Genomic DNA, 17454 nt, shown 5'->3' with positions numbered 1-17454 from the left:
CATGTCGCTCCGAATGTCGCAGGCAGGTCCCGCGTAATGCTGTCTGATGCGATCGCACGCAAGCCGGTATTTAGATTGTATAAGTGCGCGTCACGAATGTTGTAGTAGTGCGCAGCGTCGGAAAAACGATAAGCCGCGATCCGCTGAGGCGGCGTACTGGGAGCCGATGGGATGGTTGTACGGTGGGGCGGCACTACGAGTTCGCTGGGCAGCGGCGCACGAATTGTGACCGCTAGATCAGCAGCTTTTTGGGGTCTGTGTTGGGGTGAAAACTGGCGTCGCCTTCAAACCCGCGTGACGCGTAGTTTTCAATGGTGCATGCTGGGAAACCACCTCCAAAACCCGCATGAATAGTGGGTTTGCTCAAGCCGTTGCAGCTTGGGAAGCTAGGGTATTACCATTATACGACGCCCGCGGAACGCACGATTTTACAGGCTTTTGGGCCGTTTGGGCAGGGGTATGGTGCGGATGCCGGCGTCGGAACGGCTATCTGTCCAGGTGAGCTTGTCGGAGCGCGTTGCCGGGTTCGCTAAGCCTCCAGATTCCGTGTTCGTCTGCCGATATCCCGGTGGTGCCTAACACCGCGCGCTTTCGCAACCGGAGCCGACGCGGACCCGGCGATCCTCCTCCCGATCAAGAGAATTTCCCAACATGCAGTGGTTTTCAAATCTGAAGCTGAGCCAGAAGCTTGTCGGCTCGTTGATGCTGTGCGCGTTCGTGACGGCTATCGTCGGCACGGTCGGCGTGCTCAAGCTGCGCGAAGTCGCGTCGATGCAAACCGAAATGTACGAACGTGAATTCGTGCCGGTGCGCGACGACGGCACCGCAGCGTGGCAGGCGGCCTCGCACTTCCGCCGCCTCTATTCGTACATCCTGAATCCGGAGGCGGCCGGCCGCGCCGATACGGTGCGCCTGAACCACGGCGGTGAGGCGGCGATCCTGTCGGCGTTCGACTACGAGCGCAAGCACGCGACCACCGAGGCGCAGAAGCAATTGCTGGGCGACTTCGACGCCGCCTATCCGGCCTATATGACTTCGGTCGCGAAGGTGATGGCGCTTGCCGACCAGGGCGACCAGACCGGCGCGCTCGCCGAGCTCAAATCGACCACCGACCCGCTGCACGTCAAGCTGCGCACACTGATGATCAAGCTGTCGGACGTACGCGACGAACTGGCCAGACAGCGCGTCGCGAACGGCGTCGAAATGGTGCGCTCGATGACGTGGTGGATCGGCAGTTGTGCGGTCGTCGGCGTTGCGATTGCGATCGGTCTCGGGCTGCTGTTGACGCGCGCGGTCGTGCGGCAGATCGGCGGCGAACCGGCCGAAGTCGCGAAGATCGTCGAGCGGATCGCGGGCGGCGACCTGAGTCAGCGCCTGCATACGGAGAGCACTGATGAGCGCAGCATCGTGCGCGCGGTCGCGAACATGCAGCGACGTCTCGCGACGGCGCTCGGCTCGATCCGCGAAAGCGCCGACTCGGTCAGCATCGCTTCACAACAGATTGCGAGCGGCAACATCGATCTGTCCGCGCGAACCGAAGGGCAGGCCGCGTCGCTCGAACAGACCACTGCGAGCATGTCGGAGTTGACACAGACGGTCAGCCGCAACAGCGACAACGCGCGCAACGCGAGCGCGCTCGCCACCCAGGCGGCGCAAATCGCGAGTGCCGGCAACACCGCTGTCGAGGGGATGGTGCGGACCATCGGCGAGATCAGCGGCAGCTCGACGAAGATCTCGGAGATCACCGGCGTAATCGAGGGCATCGCGTTCCAGACCAATATTCTTGCCTTGAACGCGGCGGTCGAGGCCGCGCGCGCGGGCGAGCAGGGACGCGGCTTCGCGGTGGTCGCGAGCGAAGTGCGCAACCTCGCGCAGCGCTCGGCCAGTGCGGCCAAGGAAATCAAGGAGATGATCACGACGTCGGTCGCGATCATCGAGGGCGGTACGCAGCAGGCGGCCGAAGTCAGCGCGACGATGGCGGATATCAAGGACGCGATCCATCGCGTGTCGGATATCGTCGGCGAAATCGCGACGGCCTCCGAGGAGCAGAACCGCAGCATTCACCAGGTGGGACAGGCCGTCACGCAGATGGACGAGACCACGCAGCAGAACGCGGCGCTCGTCGAAGAGGCCGCGGCGGCCGCGCAATCACTAGAAGCACAGGCGCGCAAAATGAAGGAGACGGTGTCGGTGTTCCGGACAGAGGAGAGCCGCAGTTTTGCGATGACCGCGCCTGCGCGCGAGCGCGTGGCGTCGGCCGCGGATAGCGAGCGGAGTACGTTCTGATTCGCCGCATGCTCTCGCAATCGGCGGCGTAGCGGGCGCGACGCGCGGCTGACCGCTGCGCGTCCTCCCAGCCACCTGTGGCATCAGCTCAGATCACAAAATAAGTCAGCTGAACCGCCGCGCGCGTGACGACCATCTGCAGCACCTGCACGATCACGAACAGCAGGATCGGCGACAGATCGATGCCGCCGAATTTCGGCAGCACCCGGCGCAGCGGATTCAGGAACGGGGCGGTCAGCTGATAGAGAATCGGCATCGCCGGTGAACGCGGATTGAGCCACGACAGCAGCGCCATCAGGATCGTCATCCAGATGATCAGATTGAGCGCCCATTTGATCGCGGTCAGCACCGCGACGATCAGCAGCGTCGGCACGAGCGTCAGCGGATCGGCGCCGGTGAGGACGATCATTAGCACCACGTAGATAATCGCGGCGATCAGCGTCGCGGCCACGCTCGCCCAGTCGATGTTGCGCGTGCTCGGCAGGATGCGCCGCAGCGGCAGCACGATCCAGTTGGTGGCCTGCAGCACGGCGTTCGAGACCGGGTTGTACGGCGGCAGGCGCACGACCTGCAGCCATGCGCGCAACAGCAGCGCAGCGCCGAACAGCGTGAAAACGGTATTGAGCAGAAAACGGGCGATATCGCCAAACATCTCGTGTCCTTATGCTTCTGATGACGGCCGCCGGCCGGCCGCGGGCTGCCGGCGTCGCCCGATCAGTGCGCGCCGGCGGTTTGCTGGAGTTACCCGGTTAGCCAGCCAGCTGGGTTCGGCGTCATTGCGCGCCGCGGCCCGATGGCTGTCTGTCCGGCATCACACGGAAATTCTGATCTCGCTAATGAGGATCGTGCCGTTGCCGCCGTCGGTGTAGTTCGGGATGTCGGCCAGCAGTTGCTCGGACGCGGGCTTGAACACTTGATAGAAGTCGTCCGCGCTATCGAACAGAAAGTGACCCGCGGCCACGTACGGCGGCGGCGTGCCGGGCGGCCCTCCGTTGAGGCCTGCGTCGACCGACCAGCCCTTCAGCGCCGGCCCGAACAGCTTCGCCGCGAGCGGCATGTGGGTCGTGCAGTAGTAGTCCATGTCGAAGCGGCCGTTTTCCCGGTACGGATAGAGGATGCTGACCTTGATCATTATGCGTTCTCGTCTGTTGATCCCGAAGCGCGGCGCAGGTGGCTGCGCGTTTCGCGAGGGCTTCGCTCTCGCGCCGGACGTCACATTATCACGGCTTACTTGACGCTTGCACCTGCCGCGGCCTGATTCAGCGAGCGGCCCAGCGATTCTTCCACAGCTTCGGAGATCGCTTCAATCGCCGCGGGGGGCGTTGCGCGTCTCCGGGCGAGGTTGACCGCGCGGCGCGTCAGCAGACCATACAGCGTGGCGTGGTCGCCGCCGAACCCCTCGAGCAGCGCGAGCTGCTTCTCCACGACGCCCGCATCGCCGCGCGAAACCGGGCCTGCCAGCGCATCGGGCAGACCCTTGTCGCGCGCGGTTTCGATCGTGCCGGAGAGCATCGGCAGCAGCGCGCGCAGCGCGTCGTCTTCGGCGAGGCCGAGCGTGCGCCACAACGCGACGCATTCGGCGAGGCTGCATAGCGCGAAGCTCGCCGCGTAATGAGCGGCGGCGTGATACAGCATGCGGCCGCCCGGCGGAATGGACAGCGGATGGCAGCGCAGGGCGAGGGCGAGCGCGGTCAGCGTCTCTTTCAGCGCACCTTCGGCCTCGATCGTCACCGAGCAACCGGAGATGCGGTCGAGATCGGCAAGCTCGCCGCTAAACAGATAGAGTGGATGAAAGCCGCCGATCGCCGCGCCCTGATCGCGCGCCGGCGCGAGCAGCTCGACCGGGGATGCGCCACTGCAGTGCACGAGCGCTTTGCCGTGGCCGCTCGCCGCGTCGCTGGCGAACCGAAGAGTGTGCGCTGTCGTACCGATGCTGTCGTCGGGAACGGCTAAAAAAACGATATCGGCGGCGTCGACGACTTGTTGCGGATCGTCGCAGGCCGCGCAGCGTTCGATCTGGGCAGCGAGCCGGCGCGCGGAACCGGCCGAGCGGCTCGCCACCGCGGCGACCGGATAGCCGGCGCGCGCGAACGCGAGCGCGAGGCAGCGAGCGAGCCGCCCCGCGCCGATGAAGCCGACGCGCGGCAAGGAAGACTTGGACATGGTCGCCTGCTCCGGACGGGTCGTGTGAACGGTAAAGCAGCAGTATCGCGCATCCGGCGCAGCGTCGGCGCGATCCGGCCCTTGCATGGTCCGACAGCTGTCGTCGGATGAGTTTGCGGGCGATATGGCAGCCGCGATCGGTCATCGGGTGGCGCGACGCTCGCGGGTGTGGAAACTGATCACAATCGTGAGTGACAGGAATCAGCGGTCGACGAGCCGGTTTGGCAGTTGCAGTTCCGTACTTCGTTCGCAGTCAGAAATTCGGGAGGGTCGAGATGAGCATTTTTTCGTACCGAAAGCACTTGCGGTTCCTGACACACGCCCAGCGGCGCCGCTGGTGGGATCAGAAGAAGCGCCTGACGCCGCGCGTGCAGATCAGCGGCGCGTACGTGCCGCCGAACGTGTCCCGCGAATTCGTGTATGTGAAGGTCGGCTAGGCGCACGGTCTTCGCAGTCAAGAAATGCCCGGCTCAAGAAATTGGCCGGGCATTTGTTTTTGTGAAATTCCTTCCTGCTGTCAGGATTGAAGCGAATTTGTAATTAAAGATTACCGATGTGCGAACGCCGACAAGCGCGTTCGGTCAGAACTGTGGCGCGTGTCCCGTCAGTCGCGTGCAACCCCTTGATTCCCGGCCCATTTCATCCTCGCCTCGGCGCCGCCGCAGATGCGCCCGCGCGGCGACTGGCAAACCGCTTCCCGTGGCTCATTGCAATTTGCAACAAATGCGAACAGTTCGGCTGGGGCGTTTTAGATACATTGGTGCATCAGCATGCGCGGCATGCGCAGTGGGCGACCTGCAAGGCCGCTCGAGGAGAGCAGAAGTGAAAAAGATCGTTCCGTTTGTCGTTGCAGCCGCCCTCGGCCTGGGACTTGCCGGGGCCGCTGAGGCAGGTGTTTCCGTCGGTATCGGCCTTGGGGTGCCAATCGCGCCGGCTTATCCGGTGTATGCGGCGCCGCCGCCGGTCTACTACTCGCCGCCGCCGGTCTACTACGCGCCGCCCCCGCCGGTTTATGCGCCGGTTCCGGTCGTGGTGGGCGGCTACTACGGGTATGGCCATCCTTATTACCGTGGCTACTACCACGGTTATCGCGGGTACTACGGGCATCCTTACTATCGCCGCTAAGCGCGGGCGCGCATGAGGCGCGCGAGAACCTCGACGGTGTAACGCCGGCTCATCCGCCGGGTTGCGCCGTTTTTATTTTGCGCTGCCGGTTCCCGCTGTCCACGACGGCGATGAGGCTTCGCGCAGGCGCCGTTCCAATGCATTGGCGAAGCTGGGAGAATGGCCGTTCCGCCACCGCCGAGGAGAGTTTCCCCAATGCAAGCGCTTGCCGCTCCCACCTTCGATGACGTTCTCGACGCGGCCGCGCGTCTCGAGCGCGTCGCGCACCGCACCCCCGTTCTGACGTCGAGCACGTTCAACGAGCGCACGGGCGCGTCGGTCTTCTTCAAGTGCGAAAATTTCCAGCGCATGGGCGCGTTCAAGTTCCGCGGCGCGTACAACGCGATCTCGCACTTCGACGCGGAGCAGCGCAAAGCGGGCGTGTTGACCTATTCGTCGGGTAATCACGCACAGGCGATCGCGCTGTCGGCGCGCCTCGCCGGCATTCACGCGACGATCGTGATGCCGCACGACGCGCCCGAGGCCAAGGTCGCCGCGACGAAAGGCTATGGCGGCGAGGTGATCACCTACGACCGCTACAAGGAAAACCGCGAGGAAATCGGCCGTCGGCTCGCCGAGGAGCGCGGCATGACGCTGATTCCGCCGTACGATCATCCGCACGTAATCGCCGGGCAGGGCACCGCGGTCAAGGAATTGATCGACGAAACCGGTCCGCTCGATATGTTGTTCGTGTGCCTCGGCGGCGGCGGGCTGCTCAGCGGCAGCGCGTTGTCGGCGGCCGCGCTGAGTCCGGCTTGCACGGTGATCGGCATCGAGCCCGAAGCGGGCAACGACGGCCAGCAGTCGCTCGCGCGCGGCGAGATCGTACGTATCGACACCCCGCGCACGATCGCCGATGGCGCGGCCTCGACGCATCTGGGCGACTACACGTTCGCGATCATCCGCCAACTGGTCGCGCGAATCGAAACGGTCAGCGACGTGCAGCTGATCGAGACGATGCGCTTTTTCGCGCAGCGCATGAAGATCGTCGTCGAACCGACCGGTTGTCTTGCAGCGGCGGCCGTGCTGAACGGCATCGTGCCGGTGAAGGGCAAGCGTGTGGGCGTGGTGGTGAGCGGCGGTAACGTCGACCTGCCGAAGCTCGCGCAGTACCTCGCATGAGCGGCTCACATCGGATCGCATGATGGAAAAACGGCTCCCCGTGAGCCGTTTTTCTTTTCAGTGAACCGATTCAGCTTGCCACTTGCGCGGTGCTCCCCACGATCAGGTCGTGATACCCGTTGACGATCACGCTGTACGAAAAATACGCGAACAGCAGCGCCGACAGAACGTGACACGCGCGCAGCAGACCGGCGCCGGCGCGCTTGCGGCCGTGGCTGCCGAGTCCGCAGATAAAAAGCGTCCAGCAAAGGCCGCCGAGGAAAAAGCCGACGAGGAAGATCAATGCGGTCGTCGGGCTCGATGCGCCAGCCTTAGCGATCAGCGCGCCGCCGACCGCCGCGAACCAGAGAATCGCCGACGGCGACGACACCGCGAGCAGCACGCCGCGCAGAAACCCGCGCCATGCGGATTGATGCGGCGCTGGCGCAGTGCCGTCGCCAGCGACCGCGGGCGCCGTGGCGGGGAGCACCGCTTCGCGCGCCATCTTCCAGGTGAGAAACAGCAGGATCGCCGAGCCGCCGATCCACACGACCCAGCGCACCGACTCGAACTGCAGCAGCGCGGCCATGCCCGCGAGCGCGAGCGTCGCGTATATGAGGTCGCCGACGCATGAGCCAAGCCCAAGCCAGAAGCCTGGCCGGAAGCCCTGCGACAGCGTCAGTGAAATGATCGCGACGTTGACTAGGCCGATATCGAGGCACAGCGACAGCGACAGAAAAAATCCGTCCGACATCATCGAAAAAGCGTGCATCCCCGCGAGCGCTCCATCCGTTATTGGTTGTGTTGTCCGGCGAGCGTCACAGGCCGAGGCCCAACTCGTTCCACAAGCTATCGATACGACGCTTGACCGCGTCGTCCATCACGATGGGGCGACCCCATTCGCGGCTGGTTTCGCCCGGCCACTTGTTGGTCGCGTCGAGCCCCATCTTCGAGCCGAGCCCGGCCACCGGCGACGCGAAATCGAGATAGTCGATCGGCGTGCGGTCGACGAGGACCGTGTCGCGCGTGGGGTCGACCCGCGTCGTGATCGCCCAGATCACTTCCTTCCAGTCGCGGATATTGACGTCCTCGTCGACGACGACGATGAACTTGGTATACATAAATTGCCGCAGGAAACTCCACACGCCGAACATCACGCGCTTTGCGTGTCCAGCGTAGCTCTTCTTCATCTGCACGATCGCCATGCGGTAGCTGCAGCCTTCGGGCGGCAGGTAGAAGTCCGTGATTTCGGTGAACTGCTTCTGCAGCAGCGGCACGAACACTTCATTCAGCGCGACGCCGAGCACCGCGGGCTCGTCGGGCGGTTTGCCGGTGTAGGTGGAGTGATAGATCGCGTCGCGGCGCATCGTGATGCGCTCGACCGTGAAAACCGGGAACCATTCCTGTTCGTTGTAGTAGCCGGTGTGATCGCCGTACGGGCCTTCGAGCGCGTGTTCGTAGGTGGCCGAGGCACCTTTCGACGGACGCGGCGGCGCGCCAGCCGGGGCAGGCGAGGGCGCGCCTTCCTGCGGATAGATGAAACCCTCGAGCACGATCTCGGCGCGCGCAGGCACCTGTAGGCCGTCGACGCCCGGCGTGATGCACTTTGCGAGCTCGGTGCGCCCGCCGCGCAGCAGGCCGGCGAACTGGTATTCGGAGAGGGTATCGGGCACGGGCGTGACCGCACCGAGAATCGTCGCCGGATCGGCGCCGAGCACGACGGCCACGGGATACGGTTTGCCGGGATTTTGCAGCGCGAACTCACGGAAATCGAGCGCACCGCCGCGATGCGCGAGCCAGCGCATGATCAGTTTGTTACGTCCGATCAGTTGCTGGCGATAGATACCTAAGTTTTGTCGGCTCTTATTGGGCCCTTTCGTGACGGTCAGGCCCCAGGTGATCAGCGGTCCCGCATCGCCGGGCCAGCAGGTCTGAATGGGCAGTTTCGCCAGATCGACATCGTTACCCTCCCAGACGATTTCCTGGCAGGGCGGCGCGCTGACCGTCTTCGGCGCCATGTCCCACACCGCCTTCGCCAGCGACAGCAGCTTGCCCGCATCCTTGATTCCTTTCGGCGGCTCGGGTTCCTTCAGCGCGGAGAGCAGCCGGCCGACGTCGCGAAGTGACTCGAGCGCCGTCTGATCACCTTCACCCGCTTCGGCATCGATGCCCATGCCGAGCGCGACGCGGCGCGGCGTGCCGAACAGATTGCCGAGCACCGGGAACGCCTGCCGCCCCGGGTTCTCGAACAGCAGGGCCGGGCCTCCCGCGCGCAGCACGCGATCGCACAGCTCGGTCATTTCGAGATTCGGCGATACCTGTTGCGAGATTCGGCGCAGTTCACCGATGGTCTCGAGGCGGCCGGTGAAATCGCGCAGGTCTTTGTATTTCATCTGTGACGGTTTAGGGCCGCATGCGCGGCGCATAGGACTGGGAGCGCGGGAGGGACGGCGGTGGTACCTGTCTGGCGCGAAAAAAGCGATTGTCGATTTTACATGCGTTAGCCAGCGCACGTAGAGCAACCAAATCGCCTATGCCACGCAGCTAGGGCCGGATCGCTCGAAACGCGCGTCGAGCGCGGGTCTCCGCGGACTGAACACTGTTCATAATAACAAATAGTTATAGTTGTTGCATTCTATAGTGTTGACGATCTATAACACCGTGCATAGAATCCGTCGACATTGGTTGTGGGGCGTTAACCTTTTTACCTTCGCCCCGGTCCTAAGACGCAACGCGTCACCGTTTTGTTTCCCTTCAGGGTGGAACGGCCTTATCGAAGTCCTTCACCAGCGTCCATCCATGCTGGTTTTCGCGTGGGAGCCGAGCCCGGCATGCATCGAGTATGTATGGGCTGTCTTGAGATGGCTCCCCGAACGGTATTTGTTACCGTTATCCCGGCATCGCTGCTGCCCAACCAGAGAGCACGCGATGCCTTGACTCTGCGAGCACGCTGTTCCGCCTGATTCGTCCCGGCGGAGTTCGCGGATCATGCAAGATGGGAGATCTGAATGAACGCCTGGTTATCGTGGCGTCCCGATGAGCGAATTGCGCAGGTTGTGCGCGGTGCGCTGCGCCGCGGGACGCGACTGAGTCATCATCTGTTCAGCATTGTCGGCGGTATCGCGGTGGTGCTGGCTCTCGCACTGTGGCTGATGCCGACCTGGCGCGGCGCGCTCGCCGCGCGTCTGATGCCGGTCATTTCCGCCGCCGTGCAAGCGGGTCCCGCCCGCCTGCTGCAAGGCAATCCACTGCCGGCGATCGGACCGGCACGAAACGCTGGCGCGTCTTCCGACGAATCGCTGTCGGCCAACCCGCTGAACACGCCGAACCCCGCCGACGGCACGAACGACGGCAGCATGACCCTCACGACGGCCACCACGAGCTTCGACGGCGCGTTCGATGGCTCCGGCACGTCGGGTGCGAGCGTAGCGGCGCTCAACGGCCTGAATCCGCGCACGATGCAGAGCGTCAGCGCGCTCGCGCGTCTGATTCCGCAGCAGCGCGTTTCCCCCGATGCCCGCGATGACCGCGTGCTGGTCTCCAGCCACGAGCAGGACCTGGTCGCTTCATACCTCGCGCGGCGTTATCGCGTCGCTCAGGAGCCCGTCAGCGAGCTCGTGAAGGCCGCGTTCGACACCGGCCGCGAAGTCGGCCTCGATCCGCTGCTGCTGCTTTCGGTAATGGCGATCGAATCGGGCTTCAACCCGTACGCCGAAAGCGGCGTCGGAGCGCAGGGCCTGATGCAGGTGATGTCGAAGGTGCATTCGGACAAATTCCAGTATTTCGGCGGCCAGAGCGCGGCGCTCGAACCGCTCGCCAACATCAAGGTCGGCGCGCTCGTACTGAAGGATTGCATCGCGCGCGGCGGCTCGCTGCCGGGCGGCCTGCGCCTCTACGTCGGCTCTAGCACGCCGGACGACGGCGGCTACGGTGCGAAGGTGATGGCCGAACGCGGTCGTCTGCGCGACGTTGCGCGTGGCCGCAAGGTGCCGATCAATGCGCCGCAGGCGCCGGTGCTGACCGCGTCGGCCACGCCGGCGTCGGCCGCTGTGACGAGCGGCGGCAACGGCAAGCGCGTGCAGGTGACGCTGCAAGGCGGTCACGCGCTGAGCTCGGCGACGCCGGCAGCGCACACCCAACCCTCCGATCAGGACGACTCGAGCGCCAGTTCGACGCCTCGTGTGGCGTCGGCCTCGGAGCTGGGAGCTTGAGTTAGGCCGTGCCGGACAGCCGCGCGAAGAAAAAAGGACACTCGAAAGTGTCCTTTTTTATGTCTGGCGGATCGGCAGCCCGCCGACTGAATGCCTCAGTATCGCCCAAACAGCTTCGCCAGGCGCTCGACCGCCTCTTCGAGCTTCGGATAGGCGGTCGCATACGATAGCCGGATGTAGTCCTTCGGCGCGTACGTGCCGAAGTCCATGCCCGGCACCAGCACGACGCCGGCCTCATGCAACATCGCCTTGGTGAGCGCCGCGCTGTCGCCGGCCGCCCGGTGGGCGACGCCGCGGCAGTCCGCATACACGTAGAACGCGCCGTCTGGCATCACCGGCACCGAGAAGCCGAGCGATTCGAGCGCCGGGGCGATGAAGTCGCGGCGTCGCTTGAATTCGAGACGCCGCGCTTCGTAGATCCCGATCGTCTCCGGCTCGAAGCAGGCAAGCGCCGCGTGCTGCGCGAGCGCAGATGCGCAGATGAACAGGTTCTGCGCGAGCTTTTCGAACGCGCTGACCATGGCAGGCGGCACGACGAGCCAGCCGAGGCGCCAGCCGGTCATGTTGAAGTACTTCGAGAAGCTGTTGACGGTGACGACGTCGTCGCCGAACGACAGCGCCGAGACCGGCTTCGCGCCGTAGCTCAGTCCCTGGTAGATCTCGTCGACGATCGTGAAGCCGCCGCGCGCGCGCACGGCCTTGACGATGCGTTCGAGCTCAGCCGGCTCGATCGACGTGCCGGTCGGATTCGACGGCGACGCGAGCAGCACGCCGCGAGTGCGCTCGCCCCAGAGGCGCTCGACGTCGGTGGCGGTCAGCTGGAAGCGCTCGGCCGGGCCGCTCGGCACCATCACCGGCTTGCCTTCGGCGGCGATCACGAAATGGCGGTTGCACGGATAGCACGGATCGGGCATCAGCACTTCGTCATCGCGATCGACGAGCGCCGCGCATGCAAGCAGCAGCGCGGCCGACGCGCCCGCCGTGACCACGATGCGCGCCGGATCGACATCGACGCCGTAGAACTCGGCGTAATGCGCGGAAATCGCCTCGCGCAGCGCGTGCACGCCGAGCGCGTTGGTGTACTGCGTGACGCCGCGGCGCAGCGCGCTCGCGGCTGCCTCGATGACCGGCTCGGGCGCGGTGAAATCCGGCTCGCCGATGCCCATGTGAATGATGTCGCGCCCCTCGCGCTCGAGCAGCGCGGCCTCCTTGGCCAGTTCCATCACGTAGAAAGGCTGGATGGCATCGACGCGCGCGGCAAGCCGCACGAGAGGTTCGGTCACGGAGTTCATACGGTCAGATCCAGTTCAGAAGCGGAAGCGGGACTGCGCCCGCACATCCGATGATGCGCTGATGCGTTCATTGATGTGCGAGGCGGTGTCCTTGCGGGCGATTGCGATTCTTCGCCCGGAGCAGTGCGGCGCGGCAGGGGCCCGATGCGTGGCATGGCCGCCCGCGCACCACGCGTTCAGCCCTTGCGGGCTGCCTGCGTTTCGGCGGCGCGCATTTGCGCCGCGAGCTTGTCGAGCACGCCGTTCACGTACTTGTAGCCGTCCGAGCCGCCGAACGTCTTCGTCAGTTCGACCGCTTCGTTGATGACCACACGGTACGGAATGTCGACGTGATTTTTCAATTCGAACGCGGCGACCAGCAGCACCGCGCGCTCGACTGGCGACAGCTGATCGATCGGGCGGTCGAGACAGGGCGTGATCGCGGCCGAAAGCATCTCGGAATCGCGCATCACGCCATGCAGGATCGCGTCCAGGTGCTCGTGATCGGCCTTGTCGTAACCTTGCGCGCCGCGCAGTTGCGCATCGATCTCACTGCCGGACGAACCCGACAGCAGCCACTGGTAAAGCCCCTGCGTGGCCAGTTCGCGGGAGCGTCTGCGTGCGCTCTTCATGCTTCTTCCCCGTCGTCTTCGTCTTCTTCTTCGTCGTCATCGCCACCGAGTTGTTCGAGCGCGACCGCGAGGTTCGCCATTTCGACAGCCACGCGCGCGGCGTCGCGACCTTTCTCGGTCATGCGCGCGACGGCCTGCTCGTCGTTCTCGGTGGTCAGCACGGCGTTCGCGACCGGAATACCGAAGTCGAGACCGATGCGCGTGATGCCCGCGCCGCTTTCGTTCGAGACGAGCTCGAAGTGGTAGGTCTCGCCGCGGATCACCGCGCCGAGCGCGATCAGCGCGTCGAATTGCGCGCTTTCCGCGAGCTTTTGCAGCGCGAGTGGGATTTCCAGCGCGCCCGGCACCGTGACGAGCAGCACGTCTTCGCCGGTCACGCCGAGGCGTTCGAGTTCTTCGATGCAGGCGTCGGCGAGGCCGTTGCAGACGGGTTCGTTAAAGCGCGCCTGGACGATGCCGATGCGCAGTCCGTCGCCGTCGAGATTCGGTTGGTATTGTCCGATTTCCATGTGGATTCCGTAGTGTTTGAGTGGGCGCGAGGCGCGTGAGTGGCCGGATCAGATTTGCGGGGCTTGCGTTTTGCTGCCGGGCATCGGAACGAAGCCCGTCACTTCGAGACCATATCCCGACATGCTGCCGAGCTTGCGTGGGTTCGACAGCACCTGCATCTTGCCGACGCCGAGTTCGCGCAGAATCTGCGCACCGATGCCGTAAGTCTTGAAGTCGACAGGCCGGCGCTTCAGCGCGTCCGCTTTTTCCTTCGAGTCGAAAGCCTTGAAAACGTCGATCAGATGGTCTTTCGAGTCGCCGCAGTTCAGCAGCACGACCACGCCGAGATCGCGTTCCGCGATTTCCTTGATGGCCGCATCCAGCGTCCACGAATGGGTGGATTCGCCAACTTCGAGCAGATCCAGCACCGACAGCGGCTCGTGCACGCGCACCGGCGTGTCGTGATCGGGCGACGGCGTGCCGCGCACCAGCGCGATATGCGGCTGGCCGCTCGGCTGGTCGAGATACATGACCGCGCGGAACGCACCGTGCGCGGTTTGCATGGTGCGTTCGCAGATACGCTCGACGATCGATTCGGTGCGGCTGCGATAGTGGATCAGATCGGCGATCGTGCCGATTTTCAGGCCGTGCTCCCTGCTGAACTCGATCAGGTCCGGCAGGCGCGCCATCGTGCCGTCGTCCTTGATCACTTCGCAGATCACCGCGGCCGGTGTGAGGCCCGCGAGCCTCGTGAAGTCGCAGCCGGCCTCAGTATGGCCTGCGCGCACCAGCACGCCGCCCGGCTGGGCCATGATCGGGAAGATATGGCCCGGTTGCACGATGTGCTCCGCTTTCGCGTCGGGCGCGACCGCAGCGGCGATCGTGCGAGCGCGATCGGCTGCCGAGATGCCGGTCGTGACGCCTTCGGCCGCTTCGATGCTGACCGTGAACGCGGTACCGTACTGCGTGCCGTTTCGGTAGGTCATCAGCGGCAGATTGAGCTGCTTGCAGCGTTCCTGGGTCAGCGTGAGGCAAATCAGGCCGCGGCCGTAGCGAGCCATGAAATTGATCGCTTCCGGCGTGACAAACTCGGCGGCGATCACGAGGTCGCCCTCGTTTTCGCGGTCTTCTTCGTCGACGAGAATCACCATCCGGCCTGCTTTCAGTTCGGCGATGATCTCTTGGGTGGAGGCGAGCGTCATGTTGGCGAGATTTTCGGGAAAGCGCGTATTTTACGCCACGCGCGGGTCCAAGTCGCCTCCGCCAGATGACCTGGGCCGTTTGGCCGACTGGCGATGAACTCGGCCGGGTCGCTATGCTCGTCGAAACAGTGGACGAGGAAGGCGGGGCGGTCCGCACAACATGCTCTGCATGCATCGAAGGCTGACGCAGATCATTCTCGAGGCGAGAAAGTGGGCCGTTTCTCAATGCGCGGAGCGCATGATGCAATGCGAAATCCCTAGAAAGGCCGGTCTTTCTGACTCGACCATACCCTGCAGGTATGAAAAAGGACAGGAAAAGTATTGGACGGCCCAAACGGGCGAGGGGTATAAAAACGTGCAATGAACTCACCTTTCGCCGTACCCGCCATGACACTCGCGACCATCGAACGCATCGAAACCCGCCTCGTCGATCTGCCGACGATCCGCCCTCACAAGCTGTCGGTCGCCACGATGTACGGGCAAACGCTGATGCTGGTCAAGGTGTACTGCAGCGACGGCATCGTCGGCATCGGCGAAGGCACCACGATCGCCGGCATGGCCTACGGCCCGGAAAGCCCGGAGGCGATGAAGCTCGCGATCGACGCCTACTTCGCACCGGCGATGATCGGCAAGGACGCGACTCAAATCCAGGCGCTGATGGCGCACCTCGGCAAGCTGGTCAAGGTCAATCATTTCTCGAAGAGCGCGCTCGAAACCGCACTGCTCGACGCGCAGGGCAAGCGCCTCGGCGTGCCGGTGAGCGAGCTGCTCGGCGGCCGTCGTCGCGAGCGCCTGCCGGTCGCGTGGACGCTCGCGTCGGGTGATACCGCGAAGGACATCGCCGAAGCCGAGCATATGCTGGACGTGCGTCGCCACAAGGTCTTCAAGCTGAAGATCGGGGCGAAGGAACTGAAGACCGACATCAAGCACGTCGCCGAGATCAAGAAGGCGGTCGGCGAGCGCGCCGCGGTGCGCGTCGACGTCAACATGGCGTGGAGCGAAACACAGGCCGCGTGGGCCATTCCGGCGCTGGCCGACGCAGGTTGCGATCTGGTCGAGCAGCCGGTCGCGTCCGCCGCGGCGCTAGCCCGGCTGATGCGCCGCTTCCCGGTTGCGCTGATGGCCGACGAGATTTTGCAAGGCCCGGAAAGCGCGTTCGAGATCGCGAAGAATGGCGGCGCCGACGTGTTCGCGATCAAGATCGAACAGAACGGTGGCCTGTTCGCCGCCCAGCGCGTGGCCGCGATCGCCGATGCCGCCGGCATCGAACTGTACGGCGGCACGATGCTCGAAGGCGCGTTCAGCACGGTGGCGTCCGCGCATCTGTTCGCGAGCTTCGCGAATCTGCAATGGGGCACCGAGCTGTTCGGGCCATTGCTCATCACTGAAGAGATTTTGACCACGCCGCTCGATTACAGCGACTTCGAGCTGACCGTGCCGAACGGCCCGGGTCTGGGCATCGAACTCGACGAGGCTAAGGTCAAGCGATTCACCCGGGACGGGCTGATGAAGGTCACCCGCTAAACGGATTCTGATCAGTAGGACTCAACGATGCTTTTCCATGTACGAATGGACGTGCACCTGCCGGTTGACATGCCGGCCGAGGTGGCGAACGAAATCAAAACGCGCGAGAAGGCTTACTCGCAGGATCTCCAGCGTAGCGGCAAGTGGCGCCATATCTGGCGTCTCGTTGGCGAGTACGCGAATTACAGCATCTTCGATGTAGAGAGCAACGCCGAACTGCATGACATTCTTTCCGGCTTGCCTCTGTTCCCGTACATGAAGATTTCGGTGACGCCTCTGTGTCGTCACCCGTCGTCGATTCGGGACGACGACATCTGAGCCCAGCGGCCAGGCGCAATCAAGGCGAGCGCATCCAACGCCATTTTTCCCCAATACAAACTGGAGACAGTCATCGTGAGCGTCAAAGTTTTTGAAACCAAAGAAGTGCAGGATCTGCTGAAAGCCGCTTCCAACGTCGATGCCGGCAACGGCAACGCACGTTTCCGGCAGATCGTTTTCCGTCTGCTGAGCGACCTGTTCAAGGCGATCGATGACCTCGATATCACGCCGGACGAAGTCTGGGCCGGTATCAACTATCTGAACAAGCTAGGCAAGGACGGCGAAGCGGCGCTGCTCGCGGCTGGCCTCGGCCTCGAGAAGTACCTCGACGTCCGCATGGATGCCGCGGACAAGCAGATCGGTCTCGAAGGCGGCACGCCGCGCACGATCGAAGGCCCGCTGTACGTCGCCGGGGCGAAGGTGCGCGAAGGCGTCTCGAAGATCGACATCAACGCGGACGAAGACGCGGGCCCGCTCGTCATCCACGGCACGGTCAAGGATATGGACGGCAAGCCGGTCGCAGGCGCGGTCGTCGAATGCTGGCACGCGAACTCGAAGGGCTTTTACTCGCACTTCGATCCGACCGGCGCGCAGAGCGAATTCAACCTGCGCGGCGCGGTGAAGACTGGCGCCGACGGCAAGTACGAATTCCGCACGTTGATGCCGGTGGGCTACGGCTGCCCGCCGCAAGGCGCGACGCAACAACTGCTGGACGCGTTGGGCCGTCATGGCAACCGTCCGGCGCACGTGCACTTCTTCGTCACGAGCGACAACCATCGCAAGCTGACCACGCAGTTCAACATCGACGGCGATCCGCTGATCTGGGACGACTTCGCGTATGCAACGCGCGAAGAGCTGATTCCGCCGGTCGTCGAGAAAGCCGGTGGCGCGGCGCTGGGCCTGAAGGCCGATGCGTACAAGGAGATCGAGTTCGACTTCACGATCACGCCGCTGGTCCAGGGTAAGGACAATCAGCTCGTCCATCGTCTGCGCGCTTCGGCCGAGGCGTAATCGCACGAGGCGGCGCCTTTCCGACGCGGCCGCAGAAAACGCGGCCGCGGAAAGTGGTGAGATATCGCGGGACGGGCGGCTC

General features: G+C 64.2%; 17 protein-coding genes. 8 read left to right on the top strand and 9 right to left on the bottom strand.

Translation table 11 applies throughout. The features are described 5' to 3' along the window. Positions 1-651 precede the first annotated feature (651 nt). The gene (locus LJ655_RS18840; RefSeq protein WP_230562738.1) at positions 652-2286 is read left to right on the top strand and encodes a methyl-accepting chemotaxis protein; all 1635 of its coding nucleotides are present in this window, start codon (positions 652-654) and stop codon (positions 2284-2286) included. Positions 2287-2374: 88 nt separating this feature from the next. On the opposite strand, the gene LJ655_RS18835 is transcribed toward LJ655_RS18840, so the two are convergent. From LJ655_RS18835 to LJ655_RS18825, 3 genes are all read right to left on the bottom strand, one after another. Next, on the bottom strand, positions 2375-2938 hold the full coding sequence (locus LJ655_RS18835) for a YggT family protein (protein ID WP_230562737.1): 564 nt from the start codon (positions 2936-2938) through the stop codon (positions 2375-2377). 159 nt (positions 2939-3097) lie between these two features. Next, the gene (locus LJ655_RS18830; RefSeq protein WP_230562736.1) at positions 3098-3418 is read right to left on the bottom strand and encodes an EthD family reductase; all 321 of its coding nucleotides are present in this window, start codon (positions 3416-3418) and stop codon (positions 3098-3100) included. 95 nt (positions 3419-3513) lie between these two features. Further along, complete coding sequence (locus LJ655_RS18825; RefSeq protein WP_230562735.1) at positions 3514-4449, bottom strand: Rossmann-like and DUF2520 domain-containing protein; 936 nt, start codon at positions 4447-4449, stop codon at positions 3514-3516. Between the two features lie 275 nt (positions 4450-4724). Between LJ655_RS18825 and LJ655_RS18820 the strand changes: the two genes are divergently transcribed. From LJ655_RS18820 to LJ655_RS18810, 3 genes are all read left to right on the top strand, one after another. Then, a complete protein-coding gene (locus LJ655_RS18820; RefSeq protein WP_184011158.1) occupies positions 4725-4886 on the top strand; it encodes a hypothetical protein in 162 nt (53 codons plus the stop codon). A 385-nt stretch (positions 4887-5271) separates the two neighbouring features. Further along, entirely contained in the window at positions 5272-5574 is a 303-nt protein-coding gene (locus tag LJ655_RS18815; protein WP_230562734.1) for a hypothetical protein, read from the top strand. Positions 5575-5769: 195 nt separating this feature from the next. Further along, positions 5770-6735 carry a threo-3-hydroxy-L-aspartate ammonia-lyase gene (locus LJ655_RS18810; RefSeq protein ID WP_230562733.1) on the top strand — a complete coding sequence of 322 codons (966 nt, stop codon included), beginning with the start codon at positions 5770-5772 and terminating at the stop codon, positions 6733-6735. A gap of 70 nt (positions 6736-6805) precedes the next feature. Here the strand turns inward: LJ655_RS18810 and LJ655_RS18805 are convergent, their stop codons facing one another. Continuing rightward, positions 6806-7486 (bottom strand): LysE family translocator, encoded by a 681-nt coding sequence (locus tag LJ655_RS18805; protein WP_230562732.1) that lies wholly within the window; start codon positions 7484-7486, stop codon positions 6806-6808. Between the two features lie 46 nt (positions 7487-7532). Then, on the bottom strand, positions 7533-9107 hold the full coding sequence (locus tag LJ655_RS18800) for a UbiD family decarboxylase (RefSeq protein WP_230562731.1): 1575 nt from the start codon (positions 9105-9107) through the stop codon (positions 7533-7535). A 615-nt stretch (positions 9108-9722) separates the two neighbouring features. Here LJ655_RS18800 and LJ655_RS18795 point away from each other — a divergent pair. Further along, entirely contained in the window at positions 9723-10925 is a 1203-nt protein-coding gene (locus LJ655_RS18795) for a transglycosylase SLT domain-containing protein (protein ID WP_230562730.1), read from the top strand. Between the two features lie 95 nt (positions 10926-11020). On the opposite strand, the gene LJ655_RS18790 is transcribed toward LJ655_RS18795, so the two are convergent. The 4 genes from LJ655_RS18790 to ribBA form a co-directional block, all read right to left on the bottom strand. Beyond that, a complete protein-coding gene (locus LJ655_RS18790) occupies positions 11021-12217 on the bottom strand; it encodes a pyridoxal phosphate-dependent aminotransferase (RefSeq protein WP_230562729.1) in 1197 nt (398 codons plus the stop codon). 176 nt (positions 12218-12393) lie between these two features. After that, the gene (gene nusB, locus LJ655_RS18785; RefSeq protein WP_230562728.1) at positions 12394-12828 is read right to left on the bottom strand and encodes a transcription antitermination factor NusB; all 435 of its coding nucleotides are present in this window, start codon (positions 12826-12828) and stop codon (positions 12394-12396) included. Continuing rightward, positions 12825-13337, bottom strand: coding sequence for a 6,7-dimethyl-8-ribityllumazine synthase (gene ribH / locus LJ655_RS18780; RefSeq protein WP_230562727.1), 513 nt, complete (start codon positions 13335-13337; stop codon positions 12825-12827). Before ribH ends, nusB begins: the two co-directional genes overlap by 4 nt. 48 nt (positions 13338-13385) lie before the next feature. After that, entirely contained in the window at positions 13386-14519 is a 1134-nt protein-coding gene (gene ribBA / locus LJ655_RS18775) for a bifunctional 3,4-dihydroxy-2-butanone-4-phosphate synthase/GTP cyclohydrolase II (RefSeq protein WP_230562726.1), read from the bottom strand. Between the two features lie 387 nt (positions 14520-14906). Here ribBA and LJ655_RS18770 point away from each other — a divergent pair, with 387 nt between their 5' ends. The 3 genes from LJ655_RS18770 (at position 14907) to catA (ending at position 17372) form a co-directional block, all read left to right on the top strand. Next, positions 14907-16043, top strand: coding sequence for a muconate/chloromuconate family cycloisomerase (locus tag LJ655_RS18770; RefSeq protein ID WP_008919232.1), 1137 nt, complete (start codon positions 14907-14909; stop codon positions 16041-16043). Between the two features lie 27 nt (positions 16044-16070). Next, positions 16071-16361 (top strand): muconolactone Delta-isomerase, encoded by a 291-nt coding sequence (gene catC, locus LJ655_RS18765; RefSeq protein WP_230562725.1) that lies wholly within the window; start codon positions 16071-16073, stop codon positions 16359-16361. A gap of 75 nt (positions 16362-16436) precedes the next feature. Further along, positions 16437-17372: a catechol 1,2-dioxygenase gene (catA, locus tag LJ655_RS18760; protein ID WP_230562724.1), complete on the top strand. Its 936-nt coding sequence runs from the start codon at positions 16437-16439 to the stop codon at positions 17370-17372. Positions 17373-17454: the final 82 nt, after the last annotated feature.

It is taken from the genome of Paraburkholderia translucens (assembly GCF_020881035.1).
Taxonomy (GTDB): domain Bacteria; phylum Pseudomonadota; class Gammaproteobacteria; order Burkholderiales; family Burkholderiaceae; genus Paraburkholderia; species Paraburkholderia translucens.
The sequence above is the reverse complement of the archived record's forward strand: the minus strand, read 5'-3'. Positions and strand labels throughout refer to the sequence as shown.

Excerpts from the sequence above, each read along its gene's own strand:
- LJ655_RS18840 (WP_230562738.1), top strand. The coding sequence starts at position 652 with ATGCAGTGGTTTTCAAATCTGAAGCTGAGCCAGAAGCTTGTCGGCTCG.
- LJ655_RS18835 (WP_230562737.1), bottom strand. The coding sequence starts at position 2,938 with ATGTTTGGCGATATCGCCCGTTTTCTGCTCAATACCGTTTTCACGCTG.
- nusB (WP_230562728.1), bottom strand. The coding sequence starts at position 12,828 with ATGAAGAGCGCACGCAGACGCTCCCGCGAACTGGCCACGCAGGGGCTT.
- LJ655_RS18800 (WP_230562731.1), bottom strand. The coding sequence starts at position 9,107 with ATGAAATACAAAGACCTGCGCGATTTCACCGGCCGCCTCGAGACCATC.
- LJ655_RS18770 (WP_008919232.1), top strand. The coding sequence starts at position 14,907 with ATGACACTCGCGACCATCGAACGCATCGAAACCCGCCTCGTCGATCTG.
- ribBA (WP_230562726.1), bottom strand. The coding sequence starts at position 14,519 with ATGACGCTCGCCTCCACCCAAGAGATCATCGCCGAACTGAAAGCAGGC.
- LJ655_RS18805 (WP_230562732.1), bottom strand. The coding sequence starts at position 7,486 with ATGCACGCTTTTTCGATGATGTCGGACGGATTTTTTCTGTCGCTGTCG.
- LJ655_RS18830 (WP_230562736.1), bottom strand. The coding sequence starts at position 3,418 with ATGATCAAGGTCAGCATCCTCTATCCGTACCGGGAAAACGGCCGCTTC.
- ribH (WP_230562727.1), bottom strand. The coding sequence starts at position 13,337 with ATGGAAATCGGACAATACCAACCGAATCTCGACGGCGACGGACTGCGC.
- LJ655_RS18820 (WP_184011158.1), top strand. The coding sequence starts at position 4,725 with ATGAGCATTTTTTCGTACCGAAAGCACTTGCGGTTCCTGACACACGCC.
- catC (WP_230562725.1), top strand. The coding sequence starts at position 16,071 with ATGCTTTTCCATGTACGAATGGACGTGCACCTGCCGGTTGACATGCCG.
- LJ655_RS18810 (WP_230562733.1), top strand. The coding sequence starts at position 5,770 with ATGCAAGCGCTTGCCGCTCCCACCTTCGATGACGTTCTCGACGCGGCC.
- LJ655_RS18790 (WP_230562729.1), bottom strand. The coding sequence starts at position 12,217 with ATGAACTCCGTGACCGAACCTCTCGTGCGGCTTGCCGCGCGCGTCGAT.
- LJ655_RS18795 (WP_230562730.1), top strand. The coding sequence starts at position 9,723 with ATGAACGCCTGGTTATCGTGGCGTCCCGATGAGCGAATTGCGCAGGTT.
- LJ655_RS18825 (WP_230562735.1), bottom strand. The coding sequence starts at position 4,449 with ATGTCCAAGTCTTCCTTGCCGCGCGTCGGCTTCATCGGCGCGGGGCGG.